The organism is Kocuria sp. (genome assembly GCF_030536815.1).
Taxonomy (GTDB): Bacteria; Actinomycetota; Actinomycetes; order Actinomycetales; family Micrococcaceae; genus Kocuria; species Kocuria gwangalliensis.
Window position 1 is genome coordinate 1 of sequence record NZ_JAUNPE010000046.1, and the last position, 14327, is coordinate 14327.

The window sequence follows — 14327 nt, forward strand, 5'->3', positions numbered from 1 at the left end:
TCGTCATTGAAGTACGGCTTGGAGAAGTCCATGGAGGCTTTGCGCTCGTCGGTGATCCCCATACCGGAGATGACCATTTCGCACTGGTCGGTGTCCAGGGCGGCGCCGGATTCCAGGGTCTCGAAGTTCGCCTGGATGAATTCCTTTTCCTTGCCCTGGTCCTTGGCGATCTCATCGGCCAGCGCCATGTCGAAGCCCACGACCTCGCCGTCGCGCTCGAACTCGAACGGGGGATAGGGCGAATTGGCGCACACGGTGAGCTTGCCGCCCTCGCCGCCGGCCTGGGAATCGGACTCGGACGTGGATTCGCAGCCGGTGAGGATCAGGCCGGTGGCGGACAGCAGGGCCAGGGCGGGCAGTACGCGGCGAAGCTTGGACATGGGATCTCCCTCGGAAAGCAATAACGCTGTGTAGTTTGTGGAAAACCTTACTACGCCGTTATTTCCGGCGACCCGAACCCGCAGGGACTCACGCGCGCGTAGCGGGCAGGGCCTCGAGCATGGGTCGCAGTTTGGCCCAGGTCTCGGCCAGTTCGGCCCGGGGGTCGGATTCCGCGACGATCCCGCATCCCGCGCTCACACGGGCCCGCCGCGCGTCGAGTTGCACCGCACCGCGCAGCGCGATGCCCCATTCGCCGTTACCGGAGGCATCGAGCCAGCCCACGGGGCCGGCGTACAAACCGCGATCCATGCGCTCTAAATCTTCGATCACGCCGCCGGCCACGTCGGTCGGGGTTCCGCACACGGCAGCGGTCGGGTGAACGGCCTCGGCCAGTTCGAGCGGGGAGGGCAGAGTGCCGTCAACACCGGTGCGCAGTTCGGCGCGCACGTCGGAGGCCAGGTGCCACACGTTGGGCAGGGCCAGGATGAAGGGTTCTTCCTCGCCGTGCACGGTCTGCGCATACGGCGACAGCCCCGCGAGCAGGGAGTCCACGGCGAACTTGTGCTCGCGCTGCTGCTTGTCGGACCCGCCCAGGGTCACGCCGGCGAAGTCCTCGGGATTGGCGCCCTCCGGGAGGTCGTGCCGGTCCAGGGTTCCCGCGAGCACGCGCGCCGAGGCCGTCCCCTGCTTCACACGGATCAGCATTTCCGGGGTCGCGCCCAGCAGTCGCCCCGCGTTCGGGTCGGCGGCGCCACCGGGGCGCACACAATACGTCCAGCACGAGTCGTACCGGTCACTCAGCCGCGCAAGTACAGCGCTGAGTTCAATGGGCCGCCCCGCGTCGACCACCACGTCGCGCGCCAGCACCAGCTTGTCCAGATCACCCGCTCGAATCATGTCGACGCCGTCCGCCACGGCCGCCATCCAACGGTCCTCGTCCAGGGCACCCGGGGTCGCGGTGGGGTACGACGCCGCCGCACTCGCCGTGTCGGGCGCGTCTCGCGTGTGGAGCGTGGCCGGTGACTCGACCACGTGAGCCCGCCAAGCGGCGTCGGCGTCGGCGGTCGTGAGTGCGGCGCAATCGGTGCGGATCAGCGTGACCCACGCGCCGTGTTCGTCGGAGCCGATCACAAGTTCCGGGACCACGAGCCCCGAATCGGCGGTGGAGGAGGGCGAAAAAGCGAACGCCCCGAAGGCCAGCAGGCCGGTGCCGGGTCGGTTGACGCGGTCGTCCACGGTGGCGGAATCGCGCACGGCGTCCCACCACACGCGAGCGGAGGTGAAGCGGGTCCCGCCGCGCACCCGGAACTCGGCGGACCGACCCAGCCCCACCAGCCCCTGACCGCGCAGGATCCACGTGGCCGGATCGCGGCTACCCAGCAGGCGGCGGACGTCTGGCTGGGTGGCGAAATCCGCGGCGGCCGGCACGTCGGCCGCGGGCACCGTGAGAACACTCATGCTGGGTGGGGAAGTATCAATGGTCATTGCCCTCCAGCATAGGACGGCTGCGGGCGGAGAAAGCTCATCGGCAATGACACAATGGACGACGGACCGAGCAGTAACGGCTAGGGGCACACGGAGGGCCACAGCACAGTGAAGGTATTGATCAGCGGGGGCGGCCCCGCCGGAGCCACCGCAGCCTACTGGTTGGCCGCCCAGGGAATCTCCGTCACGGTGTTGGAGAAAACCAGCTATCCGCGCGAAAAGGTGTGCGGCGACGGGCTGACCCCGCGCGCCGTGAAGCAAATGCAGCTCATGGGCCTGCCCCACACGGCCGAGCACGGGTACAAGCGCAATCAGGGACTGCGCCTGGTGGCAGACGGACGCACCGTGGAATTCCCGTGGCCCGAACTCACCGACTTTCCCGCCTACGGCCTGGTGCGCACGCGCGCCGGCTTCGACGAGGACCTCATCCGGCATGCCCAGGGCGCCGGCGCCACCGTGATCGAACACCGTTCCGTGCAGGACGTGTTACGCGATGACACCGGTCGGATCATCGGCCTGCGGGCCACCGTGATGGACCCCGCCACCGGGCGCCGGACCTCGCAGACCGAGGATCACCACGCGGATCTCGTGATGGCCGCTGACGGCAACTCGACCCGCACCGCGGTCGCGGCCGGTCTGCACCGCCGCAAGGACCGGCCCATGGGTGTGGCCGTGCGCACCTATTACCGTTCTCCGCGCTCGGAACTGGACTGGATGGAGGGTTGGCTCGAACTCGTGGACGGCACCGACCCCAAGCGGTCGCTGCTGCCCGGCTACGGCTGGGTCTTCGGCGTGGGGGACGGCACCGCCAATGTGGGCCTGGGCATCCTGGACACCTCGCCCGCCTTCGGCACCCTCGACTACCGCGCCGTGCTGCGCGACTGGGCGGCGTCCATGCCCGCCGAATGGACCTTCGACCCCGAGCACCAAGAGGGCCGCGTGGGTTCGGCCGCCCTGCCCATGGCCGCCAACCGCACCCCGCACTACGTTCCCGGCCTCATGCTGCTCGGTGATTCCGCCGGGCTGGTGTCCCCGTTCAACGGTGAGGGCATCTCCAACGCCATGGAATCGGCGCTGTTCGCGGCCTCGTGCGTGGTGGATGCCGCGGCGGCCCACGGGCCCCAACAGCGCGAGAATGCGCTGGCTCGCTACCCGCAGCTGGTACACGAGGAATGGGGTGCCCACTTCGTGCAGGGCCGCGCGCTCGCCGAACTCATTGGGCACCCGGCTTTGTTGAGCGCGGGAGTGCGCGCGGGCATGCGCATGCCCCAGTTGATGCGATTCGCGGTGCAAATCATGACGGAGCTCTCGGACCGCCCCGCCCGAACCATGACCGACCGTGCCGTAGCGCTCATTGATGCGCTAACACCCTCCCGTTGAATTGTCGATAGAGTGATACACCGTGACTGAAACCAGCCGACTGAATGGCTCATTGCGTTTGCCCGCAGGATTTGAGCTCATTGCCCGGGACGACCGCCTGGGTCCGCTCGTCGTGGAATCACTCGCGCAGATCGAAACGCGGCTGGAAGAGGCCCTGCGCTCGACCGATCACCTGGCAGACGTGACCGCGCGTCACCTGCTGCAGGCCGGCGGCAAACGAGTGCGCCCGCTGCTCACACTGCTTGCCGCGGACGCGGCCGGTCAGATCAACCAGAAGGTGATCGAAGCCGCGGCCGTGGTGGAAATGACGCACCTGGCCACGCTCTACCACGACGACGTAATGGATTCCGCCCCGCTGCGTCGCGGTGTCGAGACCGCGCAGACGGTGTGGGGCAACTCCGTGGCAATCCTCACCGGTGACCTGATCTTCGCCCGCGCCTCTGCCATGGTCTCCGAGCTGGGCCAGGAGCCCTTGCTGATCCAGGCCAGGACGTTCGAACGGCTGGTCATCGGGCAGCTGCAGGAAACCACCGGCCCCGCCGAGGGCCAGGACCCCGTGGCCCACTACCTCAATGTGTTGGCGGGTAAGACCGGTTCGCTGATTGCCGCCAGCGGCCAGTACGGTTCCCTGTTGGGCGGAGCCCCGCGAGACGTCATCGACATGCTGGTCGAGTACGGCGAAAAGGTGGGCCTGGCCTTCCAACTCGCGGACGACATCATTGATCTCACGGGACACGACGACGTGTCTGGCAAGACCCCGGGCACCGACCTGCGCGAAGGCGTGGACACGCTGCCCGTGCTCCTGCTGCGCCGGGATGCGGAATGCGAGGACCGGTCGGTCGCGGACCCCGCCCGGGAGGTCCTGGACCTCATTGACGGTGACCTGTCCAGCGATGACGCGCTGGCCCGAGCGGTGGCGGCCGTGACCGCCCATCCCGTGTCCGCAGAGGCGTGGGACACGGCCAACCGGTGGGCCGACGATGCCATTGCCGCGATCCGGCCGCTGCCGGAAACCGTGACCAAGGCGGCGCTGATCGAATTTGCCCACGCGGTGGTGCACAGAGAAGGCTGATACCTCAGTAAGCTGGGGAACATCCAAAAACCGCCCCGCATCACGCTGTGATCCAGACTGATGCTCGGGCGGGATGTGTTCCCCCTGTGAGGATCATCGAATGTCCACTAAATCTTTACGTGGTGGCGCTTCCAACGAGGCTTTCTCCGGACGCACCATGTTCATCTTTGCCGCCATCGGCTCCGCCGTTGGTCTGGGCAATATCTGGCGTTTCCCCTATGTCGCGTATGACAACGGTGGCGGCGCATTTCTTATCCCTTACCTGGTCGCTCTGCTGACCGCGGGTATCCCTCTGCTGATGCTCGACTACGCGGTGGGCCACCGTTACCGGGCCTCCGCGCCCCTGGCATATCGCCGGCTCCACCCCAAACTAGAAATGATCGGGTGGTGGCAACTGGGTATTTGCGTGGTCATCGCGCTGTACTACGCGATCATTCTCGCGTGGGCCATGCAGTACACGATCTTCTCGTTCACCAAGGCCTGGGGAGATGATCCGGCGGGCTTCTTCATGTCGGATTACATGCAGGTCTCGGATGAAGTCACCATTAGCTTCAACTTCATTTGGCCGGTGTTCATTGCCACAGCCATTGCCTGGCTCGCCCTGTTGGTGGTGCTCATGATGGGCGTGCAGAAGGGTATTGGTCGTATCAATGCCATCCTGATTCCGCTCCTCGTGGTCATGTTCCTGATCATGGTCGGGATCGCCCTGACCCTGCCCGGCGCCAGCGGCGGTTTGGATGCTCTGTTCACGCCCTCCTGGGAGGCACTGGGTGACTCCTCCGTGTGGGTTGCCGCGTACGGCCAGATCTTCTTCTCGCTGTCCGTGGGCTTCGGCATCATGATCACCTACGCCGCCTACCTCAAGCCCAAGTCGGACCTGACGGGTTCGGCGCTGGTGGTCGGTTTCGCCAACTCGAGTTTCGAGATCCTGGCGGGTATCGGCGTGTTCGCGGCGCTGGGCTTCATGGCCGCGGCAGCTGGCACCGGTGTGGACGAGGTCGCGACCTCCGGTATCGGCCTGGCGTTCATTGCCTTCCCGGCCATCATTTCCGAGGCACCGTTCGGCGTGCTCATCGGTGTGCTGTTCTTCGGTGCACTGGCCTTCGCCGGCTTCACGTCCATGATTTCGATCGTGGAAGTGATCGTGGCCGGCTTCCGTGACAAGTTGGGCCTGAGCCGCCCGGTGGCAGTGGCGGTGGTTGTCATTCCGCTGGCGATTGTGTCGCTGCTGTTCTTCCCCACGACCACGGGTTTGAACCTCCTGGACGTGGTGGACGCCTTTGTGAACAACTTTGGCATTGTCGCCGCAGCCCTGATCTCGGTGCTCATGCTGACCGCCGGATTCTCGGCGCTGCCCACTCTGCGCGATCACCTCAACTCGGTGTCCTCGTTCAAGTTGGGCCGCACCTGGATGATCGTGGCCGGCGCCGTGACGCCCGTGGTGCTCGGCTACATGCTGATCGACCAGCTCACGCTGAACCTGGCCGAGGGGTACAACGACATGCCCACGTGGTTCGTCAACGTGTTCGGCTGGGGCATGGCCGGTGGCCTGGTGGTCATCGCCTACCTGCTGTCCAAGCTGCCCTGGTCCCGCCGCACGGCAGCCGCGTTCACGAGTCCCGCGCCCAGCGTGCAGGACGCCTACCTGGACCGCGAGCTGCTGGCCCAGGACAAGTCCTTCACCCACTACCGGGGCACGGCCCTGCGCAGCCCGGCACTGGACCAGGACTACTCGCTGCGGGCCATCCAGCACGGCACCGTTGTGCACCAGCGGGCTCCCTGGGAAGACGGCACGGCAACCGCCGACGAAGCCGCCGCGTCACGTTCCGCGGGTCGGCCCACCCGTGACAACCAGGAAGGAAGTGCCCGATGAGCACCACAGCCATTGTCATGATGATCGTTGCCATCGTGTTGGTGTGGGGCGGGCTGCTGCTCTCCATCGTCAACATCCGACGCTCACCGGAAGAAGTCGATGAGCTGGACCCGGACTATCCGGAGCAGCCCGATGATTTCGGTCACCCGGAACCGGGGGAGCGCTCCCGCGTGGGTGAACCGTCCCGCTGACCGGGCGCCGCCGTCACCGGGCGAACACATGACCGAAGGCCGAGGCGCGCTGGGATCCCGCGAGGAATCCGGGTGCGCCCCGGCCTTTGTCGTACCCGGGAAAGAACAGTGGCTAAGCAGTGTTCCGTTTCCGTTGCAGCCGGCGTGCGCGGGGTGCGCGAACGGCGTCGAGAATCATGAGGAGCACCGCGCACCAGACGATACCGAACCCGATCCAGCGTTCCAGCGGCATGGATTCGCCCAGGACGGCAATGGCCAGAATGAACTGACCAATGGGTGCTACGTATTGGATCATGCCCACGGTGCTCAGGGGAAGGCGGGCGGCCGCGGAACCGAACAACAGCAGGGGCACAGCGGTGATGATGCCGGAGGACGCCAGCAGCCAGAAGTGGCCGGCGCCTTCCGAGAACAGCGTGACCTGGCCCTGCGAGTTCAAGAAGATCATGCCGACCAGGGCCAGGGGAGCGATGGCCGCGGTTTCACCGGTGAGTGTCACGAGTGCCGGGTAGCGGCTTCCGATCGTGGACTTCACCAGTCCGTAGAACCCGAACGAGAACGCGAGCCCCAGGGACAGCCACGGCACGGAACCGTAGAACACGGACATCACCAGCACCGCCAGGCACCCCACGACAATGGCGGCCCATTGCAAGGGTCGCAGCTTCTCGCGCAACACGATCACCCCCAGCAGCACGGCCACAATGGGGTTGATGAAGTATCCCAGGGAGGCTTCCAGCGTGCGCTCGGTGGTGGTGGCCACGGTGTAGAGCAGCCAGTTCCCGGCGATCAGCAGCCCCGCAATCATGAGGGCAATGGCTGCTTTGCCATCCCGGAAGAGCTGCTTCATGGCACCCAGGGAGCGCGTGAGCGCCAGCAGGATCAGACAGAAGATCAGTGAGAACAGGACGCGCGCCGACACGATCTCGTACGCGGTGGCGGGCAACAGCAGAATGAAATACAGGGGCAGCAGACCCCAGATGCCGTACGCGCCAAAACCGTACAGAAAACCGGCCCGGGTCCTTTTTTTCCGATCAGGTCCCGGACCGGTCTCCACGTTGTACGTCACCATCCGATCCTAACGGTGGACGGCACCTCGGTCACACACCGAAGAAGCGGCTGAAGAATCCCTTCTTCTTCTCGCCCTTCTTCTCCAACTGCTCGTTGGTCTCGACCTCTTCACCGTCAACCACGGCGGGGGCCGAGATGTCCTCGGCCGCGCCGGGGCCGGCCACGGTCTCGCGGCGGGCGGCGGTGTCATGCTCGCGTTCGCCGCGGGCATCGGCAATGCGCGGCTCGTCACGGACCGCGCGCTCGGCGCGATCAACCACGGCGGGCTCCTCCTCCCGGGACACACCCGGCTGGGTGGCCGCGAGGTCCGGTTCGGGGATACGCCCAATGGTGGTGGTGTTCGGCTGCGGAGAAGCCTCGGGGCCCGCGGTGGGTTCGGGCACTTCCTCCGGGTCCGGCAGCACGGTGGTCTGCACCCGACCGGGGACGGCCGGCTCCCGAGTGGGTTCCTGATCGAAGGGGCGGTCGCCGTCGCGCAGCTCGCTGGCGGCCACGGCCACGTCGTCCTCGGGCTGTTCCGGTTCCGGGGCGGAGATGTCCTCCGTGGACAGCTCCTCGGGAAGGGGCTCTTCCTCCGGGGCCGACGCCGCCTTGGCCGCCTCGCGCTCGCGGCGCTCGTTCTCGGCCGCCTCGCGTTCCCGCTCGTTCTTCTCCTCGGCCTCGGCGCGTTGGAGTTCGCCCAGCTGTACGGCGAGCTTCATGGCGACCTGGCGGTCCTCGCGCAGTGCCTCACGGTGGGTCTCGGCCCGGCGCTCGAGATCCTCGAGTTCCTCCGGGCCCACGGAGGGCTCCGCGGGTTCCACGCCGGTGATCTGGTGGTCGTCGAACCAGAAGCGCTGAGCGCCGTCGTGAACGGTGACCACGCAGGTGGCGTCCGTGTCCCACTCGACGTGCGCGCCGCGCAGGGCGGCGTAACTGTTCACGGCCAGGTTGTGGTCCACGGCGGTATCGGTGGTCAGGGACTCACCGATCACCTGCATCATGCGCTGTTCGCTCAAGCGCGGCAGTTCGAAGGCCTCGCCCTCGAGTAGCAGCCACGCGGTGATGTTGCCGCCGGCGCGGGCAGGGTAGTGGGCGTACAGGCCCGTGACCGCCTTGGCAGCCAACGTCAGACGGCGGGCCAGCCCGTCCTGGAGTGGCTGCTCATCGGTGGTCAGTTCGCTGACTTCCAACCGCTGGCCGGCCTCCTTGGCCTGGACGGCGGCGGAAACGACCTCCGGGTTGAAGTGGCCCAGCTCCTGCCAGGACCAGATCCAGCTACCGCGCGCCGCTGATTCGGTGCCCAGCAGGTACGGGGTGAGCGTGAGCGGCGGGGTGGTTTGCAGGGTGAACGACGGCGCGGAAAAATCCACGTCCCAATCCGCGCCCTGAGACAGCTCCGCCAGCACTGCCTGGTATTCGGTGGAGATGAAAATAGAAGCGTCGATCAGCTCCTGCAACGTTTTTGTCATGGCACCCAGGCTAACAACTGGCACGGCACCTCCGCGCAGCTCCCGCCGGTTTTCACCGCGTCTGGCAGAAAGATCCCAGGCTGCTGACGTTCCTACCGCGTTGGATAGGGTTGCTGCAAGAGGACCGCGGGAAAGCCCGCTTCAGCCAACGGGCACCGGACGGCCGGGCCGAAGGGAACAAAACTCACCATGACCTCAGCTCCGCACACCGAACAGGACCCGGGTACACGCAGCGAACGCGAGCTGGTGGCGGAGATCGGACGCTGGGTCTTGTCGGTCCTGCGGACCGAGCCCGGATGGGACTCCACGCGCGTCGACTTCAAACCGCAGGGTGACCGGGTATTTTTGCGGGTCGCCGAAAACCGGGACGGAACCGCGATCCCCGGTGCGGCGGGACCCATCAAGCAGGGCAGCCCCGTGCTCGAGTCGCTGGCCGAACTGCAGCGCAGTTGTTATCTACCGGGCCGTGGAACGTGGTTCACCGTCAGTGTCACGATTGCCGCGAAGGGGTGGCCCGAACCCGACTACCGCTTTGCAGCGCGGTACAACTTCCACGATCTGCCGCAGCAGTTCTCGGACGAAGGCCGCTTCGAAGCGCGGGACATCGCCGCGCATCTGGGCGAGTTCCCTCGCACTGTGGCACGCACACCGGAGTGGGCTATCGGGCTTGCCGGGGAACAGGGCATTGATCTCGAGTTCGTGGACCCGTCCGAGGACCACGGTGCCCAGGCCGACCACACCCACCCCCGATTGCGCGCGGCGATCGCCGAGTACGTGGCACATCCCGTGGATCAGGCAATGGCCAATGTCCTGCGCGAGGCCATGACCGGCATGGTGCTGCTGGACATCACCGGTTCGGATCTGGTGCCGGGCGAGGAGGGTCAACCGGTAGGCCCGGAATCGCAGATCCGGGTGCAGGCATTGGGACAGGAGGACGGCACTCGTGCCTTGGCGGTGTACACGACCACGGACGAGGCGCGCGCGGTGTTCCGGGAGAACAACAAGGATCCCGAGAAAACGGAACCGGTGTTGTTCCGTCAGCAGTCTGCGGCCGTGCTCAACATGGTGGCCACGGACCCCCAGTACGACGAACTGGTCTTCGACCCCGGGGGAGAGAACCCCATGCGCATCGAGCGTGAACAAATCGAATGGGTCAACCGGACCCCGCACAACCGCGCGGTCAAGGAAGCCCTGCTGGACAACAACATGTCCGGGTTGCTGGCGGCGATCCTCAACCCCAACGGCCAGTTGCTCTTCGGCACGCGCGACCGTGACGGAAAATCCATGCCCGTCATGGTGCAACCCCAGGATCCGAACGCCGCACCGGACACCATCATGGTGTTCACCTCGGCTGCGGAAATTGCTGCACTGGACACCAGCCTGCAGGTTCGTGCCGCACCGTCACGGGACGTCCTCAAGTTCGCCGTGGACTCGGGAGCGGCCGGGGTGTGCGTCAACGCTCTGCCCCCTGTGGCCACCATCCCCGCACAGCAAGTGCGAGAGCTCCTGGACCTCGTGGCCCAGCAGGAGGGGCAGCGGCACGACAAACAGGGCTAATGGCCGCGCTCACCCGATGTAGACGGCCATGGATGCGGTCCCGATCCGCGCCACCCTCAGTCCCGCCGCCGTGCAACTGCTGTGCGCACGCGCATGCCGAGGTCCGTGTCCACGTGCTCCCAGTACTGGAAGGCGCGTTCCTGGATGGCTTCATCCGATACATCGCCCACGTGAGCCGCAATGTTCTCAACGGTCTGGGCCTTCTCCTCGGCGCTGAAGACCTCTCGGAACAGGGTGCCGGCCTGGCCGAAGTCGTCGTCCTCGGAGTGCAGGGTGGCTGCGGCGCGGAGCATGTCGCCGTCGGACTCCCAGCGCAACTCGTCAGCGGCCTTCTCGCCACCGGCCACCGGGCCACCCGTGGTGTTGGGGGCATGGACCGGCTGGTTCGGGTGCTTGAACGAGTAACGCATGGGACCGTCGTGGGAGTAGGAGTTCTGGTCGGCGCGGTACGGGAAGTTCACGGGAAGGTCCGCGAAGTTCGGGCCGATGCGGTGACGGTGGGTGTCCGGGTAGGAGAACACGCGAGTCATCAGCATCTTGTCCGGGGAAATCTCCACGCCCGGAACGGTGTTGCCCGGCGAGAACGCCGCCTGCTCGATCTGGGCGAAGTGGTTCAGGGGGTTCTGGTTCAGGGTGAACTTACCCACCTTGATGCGGGGGTAGTCCTTCTTGGAGATCGTCTTGGTGACGTCGAACGGGTTGAAACGGTAGTCCTTGGCATCCTCATAGGGCATGACCTGCACGTACAGCGTCCAGGAGGGGAAATCGCCGTTCTCGATGGCCTGGTGGAGGTCGCGGCGGTGGGCGTCGGCATCCTCACCGGCAATTTTTTTCGCTGCCTCATCGGTGAGGCCTTCCACACCCTGGTCCGCGATGAAGTGGTACTTGATCCAGAAACGCGCGCCGTGTTCATTGACCCACTGGTAGGTGTGGGAGCCGTAACCGTTCATGTGCCGGTAGCTCTTGGGGATGCCGCGGGGGCCCATCAGGTAGGTGACTTGGTGCGCGGATTCCGGGGACTGGGTCCAGAAGTCCCACTGCATGGTGTTGTCGCGCAGGCCGGAACCCGGCAGCCGCTTCTGGGAGTGGATGAAGTCCGGGAACTTGATGCCGTCGCGGACGAAGAAGACGGGGGTGTTGTTGCCCACGATGTCCAAGTTGCCCTCGGTGGTGTAGAACTTCAGCGAGAAGCCGCGGGGGTCGCGCCAGGTGTCGGGGGAGCCCAGCTCGCCGGCCACGGTGGAGAAGCGAGCCAGCATGGGGGTTTTGGTGCCGGGTTGGAACACGGCGGCCTTGGTGTAGCGGGACACGTCCTCGGTAATGTCCAGTTCGCCGAACGCACCGGAACCCTTGGCGTGCACCACGCGCTCGGGGACGCGTTCGCGGTCGAACGCGGCGAGCTTCTCCACCACGTAGGAGTCGTGAAGAACAATGGGCCCGTCTGCACCCACCGACAGTGAGTACTCGTCGGACGCGACGTGCTTTCCCAACTGGTCGGTGGTGAACGAGCCGGTCTGTCGAAGGCCGTGTTCGTGGGGAGTGCTGTCGGACAAGGTTCCTCCTGGGTGACCCTGCGCCGGCTTCAACGCAGTGGCTGTGGCCACACCGACCGCGAGAGGTTGATACCCCCGGTCGACGTGGTGTTCCTGAGTATCCATCGTACCGTTATTCTGAATCACTCACAATAATTTGATGTGCTGCACGTCTCACAAGAAGTTTCAAAATTTCTTTCCGATCTCGCGTCACGATTCACGTCCCGGGCTGTCTACATAGTGAATCGCACGCGGGCTGCGTGCGATTCCGGACGGTCTCAGCGCTCGGGGACCGACGTACCGCCGCAGTTGGAGCACAAGGACCGGGGAGGGCCCTGCGCAGCGGTGGGCTAGAGCGACCAACTTCCGAGCGGGCTGCTCGGATGGGGGAGGGACGGGTGAGATAGGAGACGGGGGTGCGGGTCTGGGGAGTAACCGCACCCCCGGCCCACCTTTCGGGCTGAATAGTTTCAGTTGTGTCACAGTCGGTATCCCGGCCTGACAACTGCCGATGTGCTGACACAATGGTTGGACCCGTCAGCACTCCTAAGGCGCCATGGAAGACACACGACGTCCCGCTCTCCGGGATAGCCAGCAGAATTCGACACCAGCGGCCAATGATGAGCCATTACTCGATGCTGTTCGCATCGGTGATCGTCAAGCCTTTGGGGAACTGTACAAGCGCCACTGCGGTGCAGTGTTCGCCGTTGCCCGCCTGCACACCAACAGTCATGCTGAGGCGGAGGACATCACCTCGGAGGCCTTCACCCGGGTACTCGCGCTCCTGAAGTCCGGTGGCGGTCCACGACAATTCTTGCGCGCATACCTGGTCACCGCCGTGTCCCGTCTGGCAGCCGATCGCGCCAATGACCTCAGTCGGACCCAGCCTCAGGAACCCCAGGAGCAGGGCAAACTGGACCGGGTACAACTCTTCGACGACACCGTGGTGCGTCAAGTGGACGCCGCCGTCGTCGCGCGGGCCTTCGCGTCCCTGCCCGAGCGTTGGCAAGAGGTGCTCTGGTACCTCGAGATCGAGGGTTATCGGCCGCGCCAAGTGGCCTCCGTGGTGGGTATTCAACCCAACGCCGTCTCCGCACTGGGCAAGCGGGCTCGCGAGGGCCTCCGGACGGCATACATGCAGCAACACGTATCCGCGCAAGCCCTCGAGGAATGCGGCGAATACTCCGTGCAGCTGGGGGCTTTCGTCCGCGGCACGCTTACACCGTCCAAGATGAAGCTCATGCAGGACCACCTCGATTCCTGCGAACGATGCACGGCGGAGTACCTTCAGCTCCAGGATCTGGGTGTGGGCCTGCGCGGCTGGATTCTGCCCATCCTGGCGGGTCTGCCGCTCTGGGGCGATGCCCCGGATCGACTGATTGCCGCACTCGGCACCGCGGGTGCCGGAGGCGCGGTCGGCGTTTCCGGTGTTTCCGGCGTGATGTCCGCTACCACGACGCCGCTCGGGGCCTGCGTTCCAGGGGCCTCAATTCCCGCTGCGGCGACGGCGACGGCAACGGCCGCGTCCACTGCCTCGGTTTCGTCAGTGACCGCTGCCGCGGGCGGGGTCATAACCGGTTCGGCCACCAAGGTCATTCTTGCTGCCGCCGGCGTGGCCGTTGCGGGGACCGGTACGGCGGGCATCGTGGCCACCGTCCAGCATGACTCATCAGAGGTGGTGAACACGCGACAGGCGCAACCGGCCATGGATGACCCTGCCGGGGGTTCTGCGGGTTCTGCGGGTGATCCACCGGGTGCGGGTGCCCGCGACAGGGGTGACGAATCCACCGGGTCGTTGAAATCCTCGGCGCCTGACCCGTCACCTGCCAAGGATGACCCTTCAAGCATCCGGCTACCCGCGGCCCGTGAGGATTCCGTGACCCCGCAGCTCGAGGTGCCGGTGCTGCCCGTGCCGCCGGGCCCCGTGCCGCCCGTTGAGCCCCCGGTCCCCGAAGTTGCGGGTCCGCGTGACAACCCGGCCCAGGAGCCGTCCGAGGGCGGCGGGGACGGCGAGGCGCCCGAGGTTCCCGGACCCGTCGGAACTCCGGATCCGCGGGTCGATCCGTTCCCCGAGGTTGCCGGACCCATAGCAACGCCGGACCCTTTGGTGACTCCGCTCCCCGAGGTTCCCGGACCGGGTGAGGCGCCGGAATCAGTGGTCACGCCCGTCCCTGGTGTCTCTGGACCAGGTGAGGTGCCGGATTCTGTAATGAGTCCGCTTCCTGAGGTTCCTGGACCCGTTGAGACGCCGGATTCTGTGGTCACGCCCGTCCCTGGTGTTCCTGGGTCCGTTGAGACGCCAAATTCTGTGGCGAGTCCGCTTCCTGAGGTTCCCGGACC

At 66.0% G+C, this 14327-nt stretch carries 11 protein-coding genes; 6 read left to right on the forward strand and 5 right to left on the reverse strand.

Annotated features, from left to right (window positions below):
* Together Q4E95_RS06225 and Q4E95_RS06230 are read right to left on the reverse strand one after the other, a co-directional pair.
* On the reverse strand, positions 1-380 hold a 380-nt coding region (locus Q4E95_RS06225; protein WP_303382496.1), incomplete at its 3' end, for a transporter substrate-binding domain-containing protein.
* A gap of 88 nt (positions 381-468) precedes the next feature.
* A complete protein-coding gene (locus tag Q4E95_RS06230) occupies positions 469-1866 on the reverse strand; it encodes an isochorismate synthase MenF (RefSeq protein ID WP_303382497.1) in 1398 nt (465 codons plus the stop codon).
* Positions 1867-1974: 108 nt separating this feature from the next.
* On the opposite strand from Q4E95_RS06230, the gene Q4E95_RS06235 reads away from it, so the two are divergent.
* From Q4E95_RS06235 to Q4E95_RS06250, 4 genes are all read left to right on the forward strand, one after another.
* A complete protein-coding gene (locus Q4E95_RS06235; protein ID WP_303382498.1) occupies positions 1975-3246 on the forward strand; it encodes a geranylgeranyl reductase family protein in 1272 nt (423 codons plus the stop codon).
* A gap of 22 nt (positions 3247-3268) precedes the next feature.
* Positions 3269-4318, forward strand: coding sequence for a polyprenyl synthetase family protein (locus tag Q4E95_RS06240; protein WP_303382499.1), 1050 nt, complete (start codon positions 3269-3271; stop codon positions 4316-4318).
* Positions 4319-4418: 100 nt separating this feature from the next.
* Positions 4419-6191 carry a sodium-dependent transporter gene (locus tag Q4E95_RS06245; RefSeq protein ID WP_303382500.1) on the forward strand — a complete coding sequence of 591 codons (1773 nt, stop codon included), beginning with the start codon at positions 4419-4421 and terminating at the stop codon, positions 6189-6191.
* Positions 6188-6382: a methionine/alanine import family NSS transporter small subunit gene (locus Q4E95_RS06250; RefSeq protein WP_303382501.1), complete on the forward strand. Its 195-nt coding sequence runs from the start codon at positions 6188-6190 to the stop codon at positions 6380-6382. Before Q4E95_RS06245 ends, Q4E95_RS06250 begins: the two co-directional genes overlap by 4 nt.
* A 112-nt stretch (positions 6383-6494) precedes the next feature.
* On the opposite strand, the gene rarD is transcribed toward Q4E95_RS06250, so the two are convergent.
* Positions 6495-7445, reverse strand: coding sequence for an EamA family transporter RarD (gene rarD / locus Q4E95_RS06255; RefSeq protein WP_303382502.1), 951 nt, complete (start codon positions 7443-7445; stop codon positions 6495-6497).
* 31 nt (positions 7446-7476) lie between these two features.
* On the reverse strand, positions 7477-8898 hold the full coding sequence (locus Q4E95_RS06260; protein WP_303382503.1) for a DUF6882 domain-containing protein: 1422 nt from the start codon (positions 8896-8898) through the stop codon (positions 7477-7479).
* Positions 8899-9087: 189 nt separating this feature from the next.
* Here Q4E95_RS06260 and Q4E95_RS06265 point away from each other — a divergent pair, with 189 nt between their 5' ends.
* Positions 9088-10455, forward strand: coding sequence for an SseB family protein (locus Q4E95_RS06265; protein WP_303382504.1), 1368 nt, complete (start codon positions 9088-9090; stop codon positions 10453-10455).
* Positions 10456-10511: 56 nt separating this feature from the next.
* On the opposite strand, the gene Q4E95_RS06270 is transcribed toward Q4E95_RS06265, so the two are convergent.
* Positions 10512-12008, reverse strand: coding sequence for a catalase (locus tag Q4E95_RS06270; protein ID WP_303382505.1), 1497 nt, complete (start codon positions 12006-12008; stop codon positions 10512-10514).
* Between the two features lie 676 nt (positions 12009-12684).
* Here Q4E95_RS06270 and Q4E95_RS06275 point away from each other — a divergent pair.
* Positions 12685-14327 (forward strand): sigma-70 family RNA polymerase sigma factor (locus Q4E95_RS06275; protein ID WP_303382506.1); only part of this gene is annotated, 1643 nt, incomplete at its 3' end.

Coding starts and splice junctions, on each gene's coding strand:
- Q4E95_RS06265 (WP_303382504.1), top strand. CDS start 9,088: ATGACCTCAGCTCCGCACACCGAACAGGACCCGGGTACACGCAGCGAA.
- Q4E95_RS06230 (WP_303382497.1), bottom strand. CDS start 1,866: ATGACCATTGATACTTCCCCACCCAGCATGAGTGTTCTCACGGTGCCC.
- Q4E95_RS06245 (WP_303382500.1), top strand. CDS start 4,419: ATGTCCACTAAATCTTTACGTGGTGGCGCTTCCAACGAGGCTTTCTCC.
- Q4E95_RS06260 (WP_303382503.1), bottom strand. CDS start 8,898: ATGACAAAAACGTTGCAGGAGCTGATCGACGCTTCTATTTTCATCTCC.
- Q4E95_RS06250 (WP_303382501.1), top strand. CDS start 6,188: ATGAGCACCACAGCCATTGTCATGATGATCGTTGCCATCGTGTTGGTG.